At 63.1% G+C, this 17,138-nt stretch carries 18 protein-coding genes and 1 tRNA gene; 11 read left to right on the forward strand and 8 right to left on the reverse strand.

The window, feature by feature from the left end; all coding sequences use genetic code 11:
• Positions 1-83 precede the first annotated feature (83 nt).
• Both ACOJSJ_RS01765 and ACOJSJ_RS01770 read right to left on the reverse strand, forming a co-directional pair.
• Positions 84-794: a 2OG-Fe dioxygenase family protein gene (locus ACOJSJ_RS01765; RefSeq protein ID WP_420143264.1), complete on the reverse strand. Its 711-nt coding sequence runs from the start codon at positions 792-794 to the stop codon at positions 84-86.
• Positions 795-945: 151 nt separating this feature from the next.
• Positions 946-1,725, reverse strand: coding sequence for an SDR family NAD(P)-dependent oxidoreductase (locus ACOJSJ_RS01770; protein WP_420143265.1), 780 nt, complete (start codon positions 1,723-1,725; stop codon positions 946-948).
• A gap of 102 nt (positions 1,726-1,827) precedes the next feature.
• Between ACOJSJ_RS01770 and ACOJSJ_RS01775 the strand changes: the two genes are divergently transcribed.
• A complete protein-coding gene (locus tag ACOJSJ_RS01775; protein ID WP_420143266.1) occupies positions 1,828-2,724 on the forward strand; it encodes a LysR family transcriptional regulator in 897 nt (298 codons plus the stop codon).
• Positions 2,725-2,812: 88 nt separating this feature from the next.
• Entirely contained in the window at positions 2,813-2,962 is a 150-nt protein-coding gene (locus ACOJSJ_RS01780; protein WP_420143267.1) for a hypothetical protein, read from the forward strand.
• Here ACOJSJ_RS01780 and ACOJSJ_RS01785 read toward each other — a convergent pair.
• Positions 2,947-4,362 (reverse strand): helix-turn-helix domain-containing protein, encoded by a 1,416-nt coding sequence (locus tag ACOJSJ_RS01785; protein WP_420143268.1) that lies wholly within the window; start codon positions 4,360-4,362, stop codon positions 2,947-2,949. The two genes, ACOJSJ_RS01780 and ACOJSJ_RS01785, sit on opposite strands and share 16 nt — an antisense overlap.
• Positions 4,363-4,571: 209 nt before the next feature.
• On the opposite strand from ACOJSJ_RS01785, the gene bioB reads away from it, so the two are divergent.
• The 3 genes from bioB to ACOJSJ_RS01800 all read left to right on the forward strand — a co-directional run bounded on the left by bioB (position 4,572) and on the right by ACOJSJ_RS01800 (position 6,987).
• Positions 4,572-5,585, forward strand: a complete 1,014-nt coding sequence (gene bioB / locus ACOJSJ_RS01790; protein ID WP_420143295.1) for a biotin synthase BioB — start codon at positions 4,572-4,574, stop codon at positions 5,583-5,585.
• Positions 5,586-5,706: 121 nt separating this feature from the next.
• On the forward strand, positions 5,707-6,447 hold the full coding sequence (locus ACOJSJ_RS01795) for a class I SAM-dependent methyltransferase (RefSeq protein ID WP_420143269.1): 741 nt from the start codon (positions 5,707-5,709) through the stop codon (positions 6,445-6,447).
• A 168-nt stretch (positions 6,448-6,615) separates the two neighbouring features.
• Positions 6,616-6,987 (forward strand): tRNA-binding protein, encoded by a 372-nt coding sequence (locus ACOJSJ_RS01800; RefSeq protein WP_420143270.1) that lies wholly within the window; start codon positions 6,616-6,618, stop codon positions 6,985-6,987.
• Positions 6,988-7,102: 115 nt separating this feature from the next.
• Here the strand turns inward: ACOJSJ_RS01800 and ACOJSJ_RS01805 are convergent, their stop codons facing one another.
• The gene (locus ACOJSJ_RS01805; RefSeq protein ID WP_420143271.1) at positions 7,103-8,275 is read right to left on the reverse strand and encodes an acetyl-CoA C-acetyltransferase; all 1,173 of its coding nucleotides are present in this window, start codon (positions 8,273-8,275) and stop codon (positions 7,103-7,105) included.
• A gap of 46 nt (positions 8,276-8,321) precedes the next feature.
• A complete protein-coding gene (locus ACOJSJ_RS01810; protein WP_420143272.1) occupies positions 8,322-9,410 on the reverse strand; it encodes an alpha/beta hydrolase in 1,089 nt (362 codons plus the stop codon).
• Between ACOJSJ_RS01810 and phaR the strand changes: the two genes are divergently transcribed.
• From phaR to proS, 3 genes are all read left to right on the forward strand, one after another.
• A complete protein-coding gene (gene phaR, locus ACOJSJ_RS01815) occupies positions 9,409-9,987 on the forward strand; it encodes a polyhydroxyalkanoate synthesis repressor PhaR (protein WP_420143273.1) in 579 nt (192 codons plus the stop codon). The two genes, ACOJSJ_RS01810 and phaR, sit on opposite strands and share 2 nt — an antisense overlap.
• A gap of 4 nt (positions 9,988-9,991) precedes the next feature.
• Complete coding sequence (locus ACOJSJ_RS01820; RefSeq protein ID WP_420143274.1) at positions 9,992-10,336, forward strand: hypothetical protein; 345 nt, start codon at positions 9,992-9,994, stop codon at positions 10,334-10,336.
• A gap of 174 nt (positions 10,337-10,510) precedes the next feature.
• Complete coding sequence (gene proS / locus ACOJSJ_RS01825; RefSeq protein ID WP_420143296.1) at positions 10,511-12,037, forward strand: proline--tRNA ligase; 1,527 nt, start codon at positions 10,511-10,513, stop codon at positions 12,035-12,037.
• 144 nt (positions 12,038-12,181) lie between these two features.
• Here the strand turns inward: proS and hslU are convergent, their stop codons facing one another.
• Together hslU and hslV are read right to left on the reverse strand one after the other, a co-directional pair.
• Positions 12,182-13,483 (reverse strand): ATP-dependent protease ATPase subunit HslU, encoded by a 1,302-nt coding sequence (gene hslU / locus ACOJSJ_RS01830; protein WP_420143275.1) that lies wholly within the window; start codon positions 13,481-13,483, stop codon positions 12,182-12,184.
• A gap of 17 nt (positions 13,484-13,500) precedes the next feature.
• Complete coding sequence (gene hslV / locus ACOJSJ_RS01835; RefSeq protein WP_093084260.1) at positions 13,501-14,067, reverse strand: ATP-dependent protease subunit HslV; 567 nt, start codon at positions 14,065-14,067, stop codon at positions 13,501-13,503.
• 177 nt (positions 14,068-14,244) lie between these two features.
• Between hslV and ACOJSJ_RS01840 the strand changes: the two genes are divergently transcribed.
• Positions 14,245-14,433: a hypothetical protein gene (locus ACOJSJ_RS01840; protein WP_420143276.1), complete on the forward strand. Its 189-nt coding sequence runs from the start codon at positions 14,245-14,247 to the stop codon at positions 14,431-14,433.
• 6 nt (positions 14,434-14,439) lie between these two features.
• On the opposite strand, the gene ACOJSJ_RS01845 is transcribed toward ACOJSJ_RS01840, so the two are convergent.
• Positions 14,440-14,568, reverse strand: coding sequence for an entericidin A/B family lipoprotein (locus ACOJSJ_RS01845; RefSeq protein WP_420143277.1), 129 nt, complete (start codon positions 14,566-14,568; stop codon positions 14,440-14,442).
• 136 nt (positions 14,569-14,704) lie between these two features.
• Between ACOJSJ_RS01845 and ACOJSJ_RS01850 the strand changes: the two genes are divergently transcribed.
• Positions 14,705-14,779 (forward strand) — tRNA-Val (locus ACOJSJ_RS01850).
• Positions 14,780-14,896: 117 nt separating this feature from the next.
• The gene (locus ACOJSJ_RS01855) at positions 14,897-17,134 is read left to right on the forward strand and encodes an alpha/beta fold hydrolase (RefSeq protein ID WP_420143278.1); all 2,238 of its coding nucleotides are present in this window, start codon (positions 14,897-14,899) and stop codon (positions 17,132-17,134) included.
• The last annotated feature ends 4 nt before the right edge of the window (positions 17,135-17,138 follow it).

The raw sequence follows: 17,138 nt of genomic DNA on the forward strand, positions 1-17,138 counted from the left end.
GGTCCGTTCGTTTCGAGTGGTGTCGAGGAACCGCGAGCGCTGCGCTGGTCAGTTCCCGTCGAGATCGAACCGAACGGAATGATTCATCGCGCGGTGAAGGTCACCACCAGCGCGTCGCGCCAGGCGGGCTGGGCGGGATCGACCGGATGGATGGCCGTGACGCCGTGCATGATGCGGTGATCATCGATCAACATGGTGTCGCCCGGATCGGTCAGGGTAAATTCGCCCAGCGGCGAGCCGTCCGGCGCGCCGATGCGGGTAATGCCTTCGCGGACGTTGCGCCGTTCGATCAGCATCACCAGCACATGGTCCACGCCGTCGCGGTGCATTCCTTCGGGCGTGGGACGACCGCTTTCCTCGGGCTTTGCCTCGATCCGGAACTGGTGCATTTCGATATGCCAGTTGCCGCGCCCGGCCGGATCGAAATGGGTGGCGCAAAAGGCGAAGATGGATTGCAGCGCGGGATTGGCCACGGTGGCGTCGGCCACAGGATCGAACCAGCGCTGAACATCACCGTTCAGGGGATTATAGTCGCGGCTCTGATAATGGGGCTGATGCGGCTTGCGGGTAAGCGCTCCCCCTTCCAGCGCGAAGGCGGCATGACGGCGGCGGCGATAGCGCCCGCCATCGGCCATGTAGAGATCGGGACCAAGATCGTTCCAGCTGGCGGCGAAATCGTCCCAGTCCGTGGGGGCGATGGCCAGCCGGTCGCATATCGCCCGTCCCGGCAGGCGGGCATAGCCGTCCTGCAGCAGGGTTTCGTCGATCGAGGAAAGGCTGTCCGTGTCGCTCATCTTCATGTCCATAATGCGGGCTGAAGACGAGCGACAGGGCCAGTTTCCACAAGGCGGATCGTCAAACGCCCCTTCGTTCCGCGCCTGTTCGTAACGGAGGCTGAGCGGCGCCATTACGAACAGGTGCGGAACGAAGGGAGGCGGTGCCGGATCACGCGATGGTGGGGACCATGCCGCCTTCGACCCGGAGCGCGGCGCCATTGGTGGCGGCGGCCAGCGGGCTGGAAAGATAGGCGACCATCGCGCCGACCTCATCCGCTTCGATCAGCCGCTTGATGAGCGAAAGGGGGCGGAGTTTGGTGAAAAATTCGGCTTCGCGTTCGGCTTCGGGCGCGTCTTTGTTGTCCACCACCGATCGGATGAAATCCACGATCCCTTCAGAGCGGGTGGGACCGGGCAGGACCGCATTGACGGTGACCCCGGTGCCGCGCGTATGTTCGGCAAGGCCACGGGAAATGGACAGCTGCGCCGATTTGGTCATGCCGTAATGGATCATTTCAGCAGGCGGCAGAAGGCCGCTTTCGCTGGCGATGAAGATGATGCGGCCCCAGTCCTGATCCAGCATTTTCGGGAAATAGTGGCGGGAAAGGCGCGCGCCGCTGACAACGTTTACTTCGAACAGATGGTGCCAGTCCGCGTCGCTGATGTCGGCAAAATCCTTGGCTTCGTAGATGCCCAGATTGTTGACGAGGATGTCGGTCGCAGGGACGGCGGCGATCAGGGCGGCGGCCCCTTCTGCGGTAGCGGGATCGGCCAGGACGGCGTTGACTGGCAGGCCGATTTCAGCGGAGGCGGCATCCAGTTTCGCCTGGGAGCGGCCGGTGATGGTGACGGCGACGCCTTCCTGCGCGAGCCGTTTAGCGATGGCGAGGCCGATGCCGGCGGTCGATCCGGTGACGATGGCGGACTTGCCGTTGAGTTTCAGATCCATGTGTTTGCCCTTTCAAATGAGACAGCGAGATGGACAGATAGATAGAAACTTGCCTATTCATGATTAGATGGAAACAAAGCATTTCAGAAGTGATTTGAAATCATGGATAACAGATTTGGCGACGTCGAAAATTTCCTGATGGTGGCGCATGAGGGCAGCTTTGCCGCGGCCGCCAAGGCGCTGCGCCTGACGCCATCTGCGGTCAGCCGGTCGATCGCGCGGCTGGAACACAGGCTGGGCGTGGCGCTGGTGCGGCGGACGACGCGGTCGCTGGCGCTGACGCGGGAAGGACAGGTCTATCGCGACCGGATGATCGCGATACTGGGCGATATGTTCGATGTCGAAGCGAGCCTGAGCGACAGGGGACAGGGACCGCGCGGCATGTTGCGCATCAATGCCTCGCCGTCCTTCGGGCATGAATGCCTGATCCCGATACTGGCGCGGTTTGGAGAGGCATATCCGGCGGTGACGGTCGACCTGACGCTGACCGACGCGATCGTCGATCTGGTGGAGGAGCGGGCGGACATCGCCATCCGCATCGGGCCGTTGCGGGACACAAGTTTGCGGGCCAAGAAGCTGGGGCATAGCCGCATGGTCCTGGTCGCCAGTCCCGATTATCTGGCGCGGCGGGGCGTGCCGAAAGTGCCGGAGGATCTGGACGGGCATGACTGCCTGCGCTTCAGTTTCCGGCGATCGATCGACAGTTGGCCGTTCCGGGTGAAGGGCAGAGTGGTGCAACGGCCGGTGACGGGGCGTTTCTTCGGCAATTCGGGCGAAGTGGTGCGGCAGATGGCGGTCGCGGGCGCGGGGATTGCACGGCACGGGCATTTCCATGTCGCACGGGATTTGCGCGAAGGGCGGCTGGTGGAAGTGCTGGCCGATCATAATCCGGGCGATGGCGAGGATATTCACGCGCTCTACGCCCCGGAAGATCGGGCGGCGGCGCGGGTGCGGGCATTTCTGGACTTTCTGGACGAGGCGATGGTGATCGCGGGATGAGGGGCGCATATCCCCCATGATGCACGGCCCAGGCGGCGGCGTTGATTTTCAGCCGATATGCGACAGCATGACCGGCGGAAAGGAGACGATGATGACGACGAAAGACAAGAAGGTCGGCGGCGCGGTCGGTATTTTCCTGGCCTTTACCGCGATCATGGCCGCGACGATCGGTTATCGGTTCGGCGCCGACATAGCGCAGCGGGACAACCGGCAGGCGGCGTCTCAGCCAATCCAGTAAGGCACGATCTGGCGATTGTCGGGATCGACATGGATGGGACGGTCTGCGGGCGGAAAGGCGCGCTGATCACAGCTTTGGCGTGGGCACAGGCGACAGGTGATGCCGATGGGGGTCGCGGCGCCCTCTTCATGCAGATGCAGGCCATCGGCATAGACGAAGTTGGCCGCGTGCGCGATTTCGCAGCCCAGCACGACCGCGAAACGGCGCGGGGTGCGCTTGTAACTGCCCGATGGTTTTACCAGCCCCTTTGCCATCGACACATAGCGGACGCCGTCCGGCGTTTCGCCCAGCTGGACGTTGATGCGGTCGGGCACCGCGACGGCTTCATGCACATTCCATAGCGGGCAGGCGCCGCCGAAACGCGCGAATTGCAGGCGGGTGGCGCTGTGGCGCTTCGTGATGTTGCCCGCCATGTCGACGCGGCAGAAGAAGAAGGGAATACCGCGCAGGCCGGGGCGCTGAAGCGTCGAGAGGCGATGACAGGCCTGTTCGAAACTGACGCCGAAGGTGCGGGCGAGCCGGTCTATATCGTGGCGCATCGTGCGGGCGGCTTCGCGGAAGGCGGCATAGGGCATGAGCAGCGCGCCCGCGGCATAATTGCCAAGGCCGATGGCGAGCAGGCGGTCCGCGCCCGGCACCGGCAGGGCGGCCCGGCGCACCACATCAGCGATCACAGCCTGCCCTTCCAGCATCATCAATTGATGGGCGAGCATGAATTTGCGGCTTTCGACCGGCAGGGCGGCGTTGATGAACAATTGGCGGACGGCGGCGCGATAGGCGCGCAGCGCGCTGTCGGGCGTTTCGGCGATCAGGGTTTCGATGCCGTGGCGACGGGCAAGCGCCTCCACCAGCATGCCTTCGTCCAGCGCCTGTCCCTTGGTGAAGCTTTCCGCCATGTCTTCGGCCAGACAGTCGAGGTTATGGACGTAATTGCCGCTTTCGTGGAACCAGTCGCGTGCAGCCTCCCACGGCAGGCGCGCCTGCACTTCATGATCGTTGGCGATCGCCTCCTCTATCATGTTGATGCGTTCGTTGGCGCGCATATGCGCGTTGTAAAGATCGACGTAGCGGGCCGCGAATTCGGGGAATTGCAGGTGCAGTTTTTCGATGCGTTCCGGTTCCATCGGCACGCCGGGCAGCTCGGGATGGGCGAGCGCATAGGTGAAGGCGCCCAGCAGCTGTTCCTCCTCCCGACTGTCGAAACTGGCCCAGTCGGTGGGAAAGGCGCTGGCGAGCGCCGCCTTGACCTTTGCGGTGAGAGGGCGATCGTCATTTTCCATCTGGGACAGATAGGATACGGATATGCCCAGCGCCTGCGCCATCGTCGCCTGATCCATCCGATGGTCCAGGCGCAGCTGGCGCAGGCGTGGGCCTGCAAAGATACGGTTGCCGCGTGCCATGGCGACGACCCTAATTTGCGGAATAGCGATTTGCAAATTTACATATCTGCCGGGCGAGCTATCGTTCCATCGCAGGATGACGACTATCTTCGTGACGTCAGGGACCGGCGCATTTATGAGCCGGGTTCGAACGCCGTGAAACGCGCCGGCGATACGCCGCGCCCGAACGACCATAACATGCCCCCGTCGGGGCCAGAGAAAGCTGCGTGATGACGACCCCCTCCACCCTGACTGCCCGCAACGACTGGACGCGCGAGGAGATCGCCGCGCTGTTCGACATGCCGTTTGGCGACCTGATGTTCGAGGCGCAGTCGATCCATCGCGCCAATTTCCCGCGCAATGAGGTACAGCTGTCCACCCTCCTGTCGATCAAGACCGGCGGTTGCCCGGAAGATTGCGGCTATTGCAATCAGTCGGCATCGGCGGAAAGCGGGCTGAAGGCCGAAAAGCTGATGAGCGTGCAGGCCGTGATGCAGGCTGCGGCGCAGGCGAAGGATGCGGGATCGTCGCGTTTCTGCATGGGCGCGGCATGGCGCAACCCCAAGGATCGCGACATGCCCGCGATCGTCGAAATGGTGAAGGGCGTGCGCCAGATGGGCATGGAAACATGCATGACGCTGGGGATGTTGAGCGAGGGGCAGGCCGACATGCTGGCCGAGGCGGGGCTGGATTATTACAACCATAATATCGACACGTCGCCCGAACATTATGAGAAGGTCATCACGACGCGGACGTTTGACGACCGGCTGGTGACGCTGGAAAATGTCCGCAATTCGGGCATCAATGTATGCAGTGGCGGGATCGTCGGCATGGGCGAAACGCGGGAGGACCGGGTCGGTTTTATCCATGCCCGGGCGGTGCTGCCGATGCATACGCAGAGCGTGCCGATCAATGCGCTGGTGCCGGTCAAGGGCACCGTGCTGGGCAATATGCTGGCCGACACCCCGCTCGCCAAGATCGATGAGATCGAGTTCGTGCGCACGGTGGCGGTCGCGCGGATCGTGATGCCGCAAAGCATGGTGCGCCTGAGCGCAGGGCGCGAGAGCATGTCCGACAGTTGTCAGGCGCTGTGCTTCATGGCGGGCGCGAACAGCATCTTCACCGGCGACAAGCTGCTGACCACCGCCAATGCGGGCGACAATGCGGATGCGGCGCTGTTCGCCAAGCTGGGCGTCGTGCCGATGCAGGCGGAAGTGAAGGTCGAGCTGGAAGCGGCGGAGTAAAATGCGCTTCCGCTTTGATCGGCGCATCATGACGATGCGCCGGTTACTGGCATAGCTGCCTTATTGCGAATTTATCGCAATAGCCTTGCCTTTTCTCTTTCCCGCTGCATCATGGCGGGACGTGAAAGGCGAGGTGGCGATGATGACGCAGGTTTCAGAACGATCCGCACAAACGGCAATGGCGCGCATGGATGCCGCCGGTTGGGCCGGTTCCAACGGCGACGTCTGGGCACTGGAATGGCGGCGGACGGATCGCAGCTTCGCCGACCTGTCACGGCATCTGGACCGGGCGATCCGCGACGCCATGGAGGATGGCGCCGTGGCGGTGGCCGATGTGGGGTGCGGCGCGGGCGGGACGTCGCTGGCCGCTGCAGGCGCCAATGCGCGGGCGCAGGTGACGGGGATCGATATTTCCCCGGCGCTGGTGGCGGTCGCACGGGCGCGCGGCGCGGCGGTTCCCAACTGCGCATTCGTCGCGGCACCGGTTGAGGATGCGATCGATGACAGCGGGCCGTTCGACCTGATCATGTCGCGCCATGGCGTGATGTTCTTCGATGATCCTGTGGCGACCTTTGCCCGATTGCGATCGGCGACGCGGCCGGGTGGGCGGCTGATCTTTTCCTGTTTCCGTTCGGCTGCGCTGAACCTGTGGGCGAAGGAACTGATGGCGGCGGTGGGAGAAGCGCCGCCGCCCGGTGATGGCTATCGGCCCGGCCCCTTCGCCTTTGCCGAGGAAGATTTCGTGCGGCGCATGCTGGCGGATGCGGGATGGCGCGATCTCGGGGCGCTACCGGTCGATTTCGCCTATCGCGCGGGAAGCGGCGAGGACGCGATCGCCGACGCGGTCACCTTTTCAGCATGATTGGACCGGCTGCGCGCGCATTGAGGGCTGCCGGTCCGGATGAGCGCGGGGCGATCGTGGACCGGGTGGCGGATGTCTGCCGTGCCAGATTGCAGGACGGCCATGTGGACTTTCCCGCCGCTGCATGGATATGGTCGGCACGACATCCGGACTGAAAGGGCCGACCCCATGCACCTGACCCATGATCCGGCCGCGCCTGCGGCCGACACCATCGCCTTTGACGATTTTCTGAAGGTGGACATTCGGGTCGGCACGATCCTGTCCGCCGAACCCTATCCCGAAGCACGCAAGCCCGCCTACAAGCTGCTGATCGATTTCGGTGCCGGCATCGGGCGCAAGCAGTCGAGCGCGCAGATCACCGAAAATCATGCGCTGGACGAACTGCCGGGGCGGCAGGTTGCGGCGGTCGTGAATTTTCCGCCGCGCCAGATCGGCAAATTCATGTCGCAAGTGCTGACGCTGGGCTTTGCGGACGATGCAGGTGCGGTGATGCTGTTCGCACCGGATCGGCCGGTGCCGAACGGATCGCGGCTTTTCTGAAAGCGCGGATGCCGGAGCATCCCGTACGGATGACGGCGTGCAAAGCGCGTTCAAGGAAAAGGGGCCGCCGATCCTGTGACCGGCGACCCCTTTCATTCACATCATCAACGCGCGATCAGCGTTCGATGCACATGGCGACGCCCATGCCGCCGCCGATGCACAGGGTGGCAAGGCCCTTCTTCGCGTCGCGCTTGGCCATTTCGTAGAGCAGCGTCGTCAGCACGCGCGCGCCCGATGCGCCGATGGGGTGGCCGATGGCGATGGCGCCGCCGTTTACATTCACCTTTTCAGGGTCGAAGCCCAGTTCCTTGCCGACCGACAGAGCCTGTGCCGCGAAGGCTTCATTGGCTTCGATCAGGTCGAGATCGGCGACCGACCAGCCCGCCTTTGCCAGAGCCTTGCGGCTGGCCGGAGCAGGGCCGATGCCCATGATCGATGGGTCGACGCCGCAGGTCGCAAAACCGGCGATGCGGCCAAGAATGGTCGCGCCGCGCTTTGCCGCCTGATCGGCGGTCATGAGGACCAGAGCGGCCGCGCCGTCATTGAGGCCGCTGGCATTGCCCGCCGTGACGGTGCCGTCCTTCTTGAAAGCGGGGCGCAGGCCCTGCATCGCTTCGATGGTTGCGCCGTCGCGGATATATTCGTCGGTGTCGACGATGGTGTCGCCCTTGCGACCCTTTACCGTGACGGCGGCGATTTCATCCTTGAACCGGCCCGAAGCGCGGGCAGCCGATGCCTTGTTCTGGCTGGCGACGGCGAAGGCGTCCTGCTCTTCGCGCGTGATCTGGTATTTTTCGGCCAGATTTTCGGCGGTGATGCCCATGTGATAATTGTTGAAGGCGTCGGTCAGGCCGTCCTGGATCATTGTGTCGATCAGGCTGACATTGCCCATTTTCGACCCGGCGCGCAGGAATTGCGCATGGGGGGACAGCGACATATTTTCCTGACCGCCCGCAACCATGATCGCCGCGTCGCCATTGGCGATCGCCTGCGCGGCAAGGGCGACGGCGCGCAGGCCCGAACCGCACACCTGATTGATGGCAAAGGCGGTGCGATCGACCGGGATGCCCGCGGCGACGGCGGCCTGACGGGCGGGGTTCTGACCAAGACCGGCGGTCAGGACATGGCCCAATATGACTTCATCCACTTCATCCGCCGCAACGCCGGCCTGTTCGAGGGCGGCGATGATCGCGGTCTGGCCCAGTACATGTGCGTGGGTATTTGCATAGGCACCCAGAAAGCTGCCGACGGGGGTGCGCTTTGCGGCGGTAATCACGATGTCTGACAAAGGCCTATCCTCAGTTCCAGTGGTTGTTTTCGCAGGCGCAATACCATCAACCGCCATGGCTGGAAAGCCAAAGCGAGAGCGGTTCCCAAAGCATTTCGCGGGCGCGGCCGCCCACCACCATGCCCACATGGCCAAGGGAGAAGCGTCGTTCTTCCCGCAGATGCGGTCCGGCGGCGGCAGGCACGATGCGGTCGCTGGTCGATACGATCGACAGGGTGGGGCAGGTCAGGGACGATGGATCGACGAGCGTGTCGCCGATGCGCCACTCACCATTGCCGGTCATGTTCGCCGCATAGAGGCGATCGAACAGGTCGCGGCCCGCGGCGAAGGTGAGCGGCGCGCCGCCATTGGCCCAATCTTCCACAGACAGAAAAGCCCGTTCAGCGTCCGATCCCGGATCGACATCGGCGAAGGCCGCATATTTGACGATGGTGCGCGCCGGGTCCATGGCCCAGAAGCCCGACTGCAATATTTCCATCGGGACATAGCCGGTCCTTTCGCACATTGGGGCAGCGCCGCGCCACAGGCCGGCGATCAGATCCAGATCGGGCGTGGGAAAGGCATCGAAATGCCATGGCGCGGCGATGGTGGCGACGGCGGGAAAATCCCGCAATGCTGCGGCCCCCAGCGCCAGCGTGCCGCCAAGGCAATAGCCCACCAGTATCGGCGGGCGGGGCAGGGCGGACAGCATGGGGAGCAGCCGCCGGGTGATATGACCGTCAAGGCCGAGCATGGCGTCAGCGGGACCGGGCGTACCCCAGTCGACCAGATAGGCGTCATGCCCTGCTGCAGCCATGTGGCGCAGCAAGGATCGGCTTTCCGACAGGTCCAGCACCTGTGGCGGATTGATCAGTGAGGGGATGAAAATGACAGGAAATCCGTCATTTGCCGCGCCATATCCAAGCAGGCGCGCCGGTCCCGCGCTGGCGATGCAGCGCGGTTGCGGCGGCGCGGGCGGGCGGATCGCCTCCTGATATTTGCGCAGGCCCGCGAAAGCGCGACGGCGCAGATCAGGATCGCTTTGCGTTTCGCGCCATAAAATATTGAGAAAAAGGGGTAAAGGCCGCGGCCCATGTTGCGGTGCGGCATGCCCTTGTGCTAATGCGATATGTGCAGGTGTGGGAGAGGAATCCATGGCCAAATCTAAGACCGTCAGTGAATCGGAACCGGTCATCATCAAGAAGTACGCCAACAGGCGGCTCTATAATACCGAAACTTCGAGCTATATCACGCTGGACCTGCTGTCGCAGATGACGCGCGAGGGCAGGGAGTTCGTGGTGGTGGACGCCAAGACCGGCGAGGACATCACCCATAATGTCCTGACCCAGATCATCATGGAAGAAGAACAGCGCGGCAAGAATATGCTGCCCGTCAACTTCCTGCGCCAGCTGATCGCCATGTACGGCGATTCCATGCAGTCGATGGTGCCGCAATATCTGGAAGCGTCGATGGACGCATTCCGCAAGAACCAGCAGCAGTTTCAGGAAGCGATGAAGGGCGCGTTCGGCGGCGGGCCGCTGGCCGAAATCGCCAAGCGCAACATGCAGATGTTCGAGGCGGCCGCGAGCGCATTCGGCAATGGCGTGCCGGGCATGCCGGGTACGCCCTCTTCGCCCGCTGCCGCTGCATCGGAAGGCAGCAAGGATGAAGAGATCAACGACCTGAAGGCGCAGCTGGCTGCGCTGAATGCGAAGATCGACAAGCTGACCTGAAACAATGGCGAAGGCGGATCGGCTGGAGCGGCTCGACGCCCGGCGTGAAGAGGTGGAGGCGGAATATCGCGCGGCGCTGATCGACGCGTTGCGGGTGACCGCCGCCGGGCGCTGGGGACTGTTCGATCATCAGAAAGACAAGGCGGCGCGGGCGAAAGCCGCGCCGGTGATTGCCGCACTGGAGGAACTGGCGGGCAAGATCGACGCCATGCGCGATACGCTGGGCATTGAGCCATTTGCGCTGCATGCCGAGTTCATGGCGGCGCGTGGCCCCGCCGCCGCCGATGCCGTGGGTGAACCCAGGCAGGCGAAGGCGTGGCTGGAGCGGCTGGGCGCGGATGTGGTCTGACCGAACGTGGGCCTGACCGAACTTGGGTTGACCTTGGCGGCCTGAACGATCCTGCGCTGACCGATCGCGGGCTGCTTTACGATACAGGGGAGTTTCTGGGGGTCGACAGGGATGGCGCGTCTGGCCTATGGCGCGCGTCATATTTTCTCCGTTTCCCAGAAGGTCGATACCCAAGTGAAGCACGCCCTTAACGTCACCCGCGAACAGGATTTCGCCGCCTGGTATCAGGCCGTCATCACCGAAGCCGATATGGCCGAGGAAAGCGGCGTGCGCGGGTGCATGGTCATCCGCCCATGGGGCTATGGCATATGGGAACGCATCCAGACGTTGCTGGACGCGCGGATCAAGCAGACGGGGCATGAAAACTGCTATTTCCCGCTGTTCATCCCGCTCAGCTATTTCGAGAAGGAAGCCGAGCATGTCGACGGCTTTGCCAAGGAAATGGCGGTCGTCACCCATCATCGCCTGATCCAGAAGGACGGCAAGATGGTGCCGGACCCCGACGCGAAGCTGGAAGAACCGCTGGTCGTGCGGCCGACGTCGGAAACCGTGATCGGCGCGGCGTTCAGCCGTTGGGTGCAGAGCTGGCGCGACCTGCCGGTGCTGATCAACCAGTGGGCCAATGTCGTGCGCTGGGAAATGCGCACGCGCATGTTCCTGCGCACCAGCGAGTTCCTGTGGCAGGAAGGGCATACCGCGCATTCCACCGTCGACGAGGCGATGGAAGAAACGATGAAGATGCTGGAAGTCTATCGCAGCTTTGCCGAGGAATGCGTCGGGCTGCCCGTGGTGGCGGGCGAGAAGCCGGAGAATGAACGCTTCCCCGGCGCGGTCGCGACCTATTCTATCGAAGCGATGATGCAGGATGGCAAGGCGTTGCAGGCGGGCACGTCGCACTTCCTGGGCACGACGTTCAGCCAGGCGCAGAATATCAAGTTCCAGAATGCCGAAGGGCAACAGGAACTGGTGCAGACGACCAGTTGGGGCATGTCCACCCGCATGATCGGCGGCCTGATCATGGTGCATGGCGATGACGACGGACTGCGCGTGCCGCCGCGTGTCGCGCCCTATCAGGTGGTCGTGGTGCCGATGCTGCGCGATACCGAAGAAGACGCCGCAATCGTCGATTATTGCACCGATCTGGTGAACCAGTTGAACGGTCTGGACGCGTTTCGCGAACCGGTCCGCGCGTTGCTGGACAAGCGCCCTGCCAAGGCGGCCAACAAGCGCTGGGGCTGGGTGAAGAAGGGCGCGCCGGTCGTGATCGAGGTTGGCGGACGCGACGTCGCGGGCGGCAACGTGTCGGTCATCCGCCGCGACCGCCTGTATCGCGCAGATGGCAAGCTCGACAGCCAGATCGTCGCCAAGGGTGACTTTGTGAGTGGCGCGGTGGCGATGCTGGAGGATGTGCAGGCTTCGCTGTTCGCCGACGCGAAGGCGCGTCTGGATGGCAATATCGACCGGTCGATCACCGATCTGGATGCGTTGAAGGCCTATTTCAAAGCCAGCAAGAATCCCGGCTGGGCATTGGTTCAGTGGGCCAAGCCGACGGGTGCGGAACTGGAAAAGGTCGTTCAGTGGCTGAAGGGCGAAAAGCTGACGCTGCGCAACGTGCCGACCGATGCGGATGCGGCGGACGGTGCGTGCATCTTTACCGGCGGCGCGGCTGTCGAGCGCGTGCTGGTGGGGCGGAGCTACTGAGATTAAAGGCCCCCCTTCCATGAACGGGAGGGGGCGAGACTGAATGAGCCGAAAGCGAATTTAGTCGCAGCGGGGTGGGCAGTTGCAACGCTGCGCAGGCCCACCCCCTAATCCCCTCCCGTTTATGGGAGGGGGAGCTGAAATTTACAGCACATATTTGCTGAGGTCGGTGTCGTGGGCGACGGCCGACAGCTGCCTGTCGACATAGGCCTGATCGATCACCAGCGTTTCGCCGCGGCGATCCTCCGCTTCGAAGCTGACATCCTCCAGCAGCTTTTCCATCACCGTCTGAAGGCGGCGTGCGCCGATATTTTCGACTTCGCTGTTCACGTCCGCCGCGATCTTTGCGACGGCGCGGATGCCTTCGGGCGTCAGGTCGATCGTGACTTCTTCCGTTGCGAGCAGCGCGCGATATTGGGCGACGAGGCTGGCCTTCGTGTCGGAAAGGATGGCGACGAAATCTTCCTCCGTCAGGGCCTTCAACTCCACGCGAATCGGCAGGCGACCCTGTAGTTCGGGCAGCAGGTCGCTGGGCTTTGCCACATGACAGGCGCCGGATGCGATGAAGAGGATATGGTCGGTTTTGAGCGGGCCATATTTGGTCGACACGGTGGTGCCTTCGATCAGCGGCAGCAGGTCGCGCTGTACGCCCTCGCGGCTGACGGAGCCGCCGCGCACGTCGCTGACCGCGATCTTGTCGATTTCGTCGAGGAAGACGATGCCATTCTGTTCCGCGCTGGTGATGGCGACGCGGGCGACGTCGTCCTGATCCAGCCGCTTGTCCTGTTCTTCCTCGACCAGCTTGTCCCAGGCTTCGGCAACGCGCATCTTGCGGCGCTTCTTCTGTTGCTGGCCGAACGCCTTGGACATCATATCGGACAGGTTGATCATGCCCATCTGGCCGCCCATGCCGGGGATTTCCATCGGCATGGAGGGGCTGTCGGCGACCTCCACCTCAACCTCCACATCGTTCATCTGATCATTTTCGATCTTCTGGCGGAAGGACAGGCGCGTGGCTTCGCTGGCTTCCTTGCCGGTCAGCGCGTCGAGCAGGCGGGCCATGGCGGCTTCGGACGCGGCTTCGCGCACGGCTTCGCGGCGGCGATCCTTTTCAAGGCGGACGGCTTCTTCCACCAGATCGCGGACGATCTGTTCGACGTCGCGGCCGACATAGCCGACTTCGGTGAACTTTGTGGCTTCGACCTTGACGAAGGGGGCGTCGGCCAGCTTGGCGAGGCGACGGCTGATCTCAGTTTTGCCGCAGCCCGTCGGCCCGATCATCAGGATATTCTTGGGCGTAACCTCATCCCGCAGATCGGCGGGCAGGTGCTGGCGGCGCCAGCGGTTACGCAGCGCAACCGCAACGGCGCGCTTGGCGTCATGCTGGCCGATGATGTGCGCGTCCAGCGCGGCGACGATGGCTTTGGGGGTCAGGTTGTCGTTCATGATCTTTTCTTGAATTCTCAGTTGGCGCTGTCGAGCGTTTCGATGGTCAGCTGGTCATTGGTGTAGACGCAGATGTCGGCGGCGACGCCCATCGCCTTGCGAGCGAGGGTTTCGGCGTCTTCCTCATATTCCACCAGTGCGCGGGCGGCGGCCAGCGCATAGTTGCCGCCTGAGCCGATGGCGGCGACGCCGCCAAGAGGTTCGAGCACGTCGCCATTGCCGGTCAGGATCAGGGTCACATCCTTGTCCGCGACGATCATCATCGCTTCCAGGTTGCGCAGATATTTGTCGGTCCGCCAGTCCTTGGCCAGTTCGACGGCCGCGCGCATCAGCTGGCCATTATGGCGCTCCAGCTTCGCCTCCAGCCGTTCGAACAGGGTGAAGGCGTCGGCGGTGGCGCCTGCGAAACCGCCGATGACGGAGCCGTCATGTAGGCGGCGGACTTTACGGGCATTGGGCTTCATCACCGTCTGACCCATGGAAACCTGACCATCGCCGGCGACGACGACCTTTCCATTCTTGCGGACGGACATGATGGTGGTGCCATGCCATACCGGCATGGAAGAGCTGCGTTGGTCGTTCATGGGGCGGCATATGGGACGCCGTGCCGCGTGGTGCAAGTCGCGGGCGGCGACCGGCCAGAGCGTTTCATTTCGGCGACAATATTGTTTCAATCCGGTGCGAAAGCAGGGAACGGTCAATTGACATTGTGCATTGCACCATCAATGATCCATTATCCATTTTCGAAGGTGAGGACGCACATGTCTCTCAAGGCCAGGGCCCAGGAAAAGGTCGAGCGGGCGGGTATTTCCAACTACTCGTTCGATCAGGATGTGCTGGTTATGTGCGGGGTGCGTTACACCATCGAAAGCTGCGAATGCGGCGAACCGGGTTGCGACGGTGTGCAATTGCGCAAGAAGGCGACCGTGGTCGGCCGCATCCTCCAGTAAAACGGATCAGCGCATGGCGTCTTTGCCAGCGCGGCCGACCGATTCGATGTCGCGGCCAACGCCCTGAACGGTATTGCAGGCCGCCAGCGTGGTGAGCAGCAGGCCGGTCATCAGGAAAACGGAAATTCGACGCATGGATAAAGTCACTCCGGAGTTTGCCACGCTTTTATAAGCAGTGTCGGACCGCAAGCGAAAGCATTTTGCATCAAATCCATAACAGCATGTTGACAGGGTGCGCCGCGGGTGCCAAAGGCCGCCTCCTCCTTACAGGGGGCGCGTAGCTCAGCGGTAGAGCACACCCTTCACACGGGTGGGGTCACAGGTTCAATCCCTGTCGCGCCCACCATCCTCCCAAGGCGAGGATGGCAGGACAGTTTATTTCCCGGCATTGATCTTTTCTTATTCGTCGCGCTAAGCCGTGCGACGTTATGCGGCGTTTCTGCGCCGACCGGAAAGGATCATCATGCTTCCCTATCTGAAATGTGGCGCGGCCGTCGGCGCGTTGCTGCTGCTTCCCGTCACGATTGCCGATGCGCAGGAAAAGCTGACGCTGGAGCGTGTGTTCGCCAGCCCCGATCTCGCCGGGCCGCAGCCGCGTGCGTTGAAGCTGTCGCCGGACGGATCGCTGGTGACGCTGTTGAAGCCCCGTGCGGACGAGAAGGAGCGGCTGGACCTGTGGGCGGTCGATACGCGGACCGGCGCGGAACGAATGCTGGTGGATTCGAAGAAGACCGGCAGCGGAGCGGAGCTGTCCGAAGCGGAAAAGATGCAGCGGGAGCGGGACCGCAGCGTTGCGGGCAGCACCGGCATCACCGGCTATGACTGGTCGCCCGATGGGAAAAGCATATTGGTGCCGGTCGATGGCGACCTGTATCTAGCGGCGCTGGACGGGAAGGTGCAGCGGCTGACCGATACGCCGGATGGGGAACTGAACGGTGTGGTCAGCCCCAAGGGCGGCTTCGTGTCGTTCGTGCGGGGCGGCAATCTGTTTACGCAGCCGATCGGCGGGCAGGAACGGCAATTGACGCAGGGCGCCAGCGATACGCTGAGCTGGGGCATGGCCGAATTTGTCGCGCAGGAGGAGATGGACCGGCGCACGGGTTACTGGTGGTCGCCCGACGACGCACGGATTGCGGTGGCGCGGGTGGATGAAAGCCCGGTGGGGATCGTGACCCGGACCGCCATCGGCGGCGAAGGAACCAAGGTCTATCAGCAGCGCTATCCCGCGGCGGGGACGCCCAACGCCATAGTCGACCTGTTCGTCATGAAGCCGGATGGCAGCGGTCAGGTGCAGGTCGATCTGGGCGCGGAGAAGGACGTCTACCTCGCCCGCGTAAACTGGTCGAAGGATGGTCGGACGCTTTATGTGCAGCGTGAAAGCCGGGATCAGAAGCGGCTCGATCTGCTGGCGGTCGATCCCGCGACGGGCAAGGCGAAGGTCGTTCTGACGGAGACGGCGAAAAGCTGGATCAACCTGTCGAGCAATTTCCATGCGTTGAAGGACGGCAGTTTCCTGTGGTGGTCGGAAAAGACCGGCCATGGGCATCTGTATCGCATCAGGGACGGCAAATGGACGGCGCTGACCGGTGGTGATTGGGAAGTGCGCGATGTGGTGGGCGTGGATGAAGCCAGGGGGCTGGTCTACTTCACCGGCAATCGCGAAACGCCGCTGGAGCAGCAGCTTTATGTGACGTCGCTGGCCAAGGCCGGGCAGGCGCGCGCGCTGACGCAGAAGGGCTATTGGAACGATGCGGTGATGGACAGCGCGGCGAGCCGGATCGTCGTGTCGCGGCAGAATGTCGATCAGCCCAAGCAGCTCTATCTGGCGGACAGCAGCGGCAAGCAGTTGCAATGGCTGTCGGAAAATGCGCTGACGGGCAATCATCCCTACGCGCCCTATGTCGCCAGCCATGTGAAGACGACGTTCGGCACGGTGAAGGCGGCGGACGGATCGACGCTCTATACCAAGATCATGACACCGGTGATGGAGCCGGGGAAACGATACCCCGTGTTCATGATCCATTATGGCGGGCCGGGCGGCGGGCGTCAGGTGACCAACACATGGTCGGGCGCGCTGAACCAGTATCTGGTCGATCGCGGCTGGATCGTCTTCGCCATCGACAATCGCGGCACGCCCGATCGCGGCAAGGCGTTCGAGGATCAGCTCTATCGCGCCATGGGCACGGTGGAGGTCGATGACCAGTTGAAGGGCGTGGAATGGCTGAAGGCGCAGCCCTTTGTCGATCCCAAACGGATCGCGACCTATGGCTGGTCCTATGGCGGATATATGTCGCTGAAGCTGCTGGAAAAGGCACCGGGTGTGTTCGCCGCCGCCGTATCGGGCGCGCCGGTGACGAAGTGGGAACTGTACGACACCCATTATACCGAACGCTATCTGGGCAAGCCGCAAGATAAGCCCAGCGCTTACCCGGCGTCCGGCGCGGTGGATGAGGCGGTGAAGATCAGCGATCCGATGCTACTGATCCACGGTATGTCGGACGACAATGTGGTGTTCGAAAATGCCACCGCGCTGATGGCGAAGATGCAGGGCGCGGCGGTGCCGTTCCAGATGATGGCCTATCCGGGGCAGACGCATCGTGTCGGCGGGCCGGGCATCAGCGTCCATCTGTGGACCACGATCGAAAAGTTTCTGGCGGAGCAGGCGGGCGGGCCTGCACCGGACAACGCACGATCGAAATAAAATT

The sequence above is a fragment of the Sphingobium sp. genome (assembly GCF_048594625.1).
Taxonomy (GTDB): domain Bacteria; phylum Pseudomonadota; class Alphaproteobacteria; order Sphingomonadales; family Sphingomonadaceae; genus Sphingobium.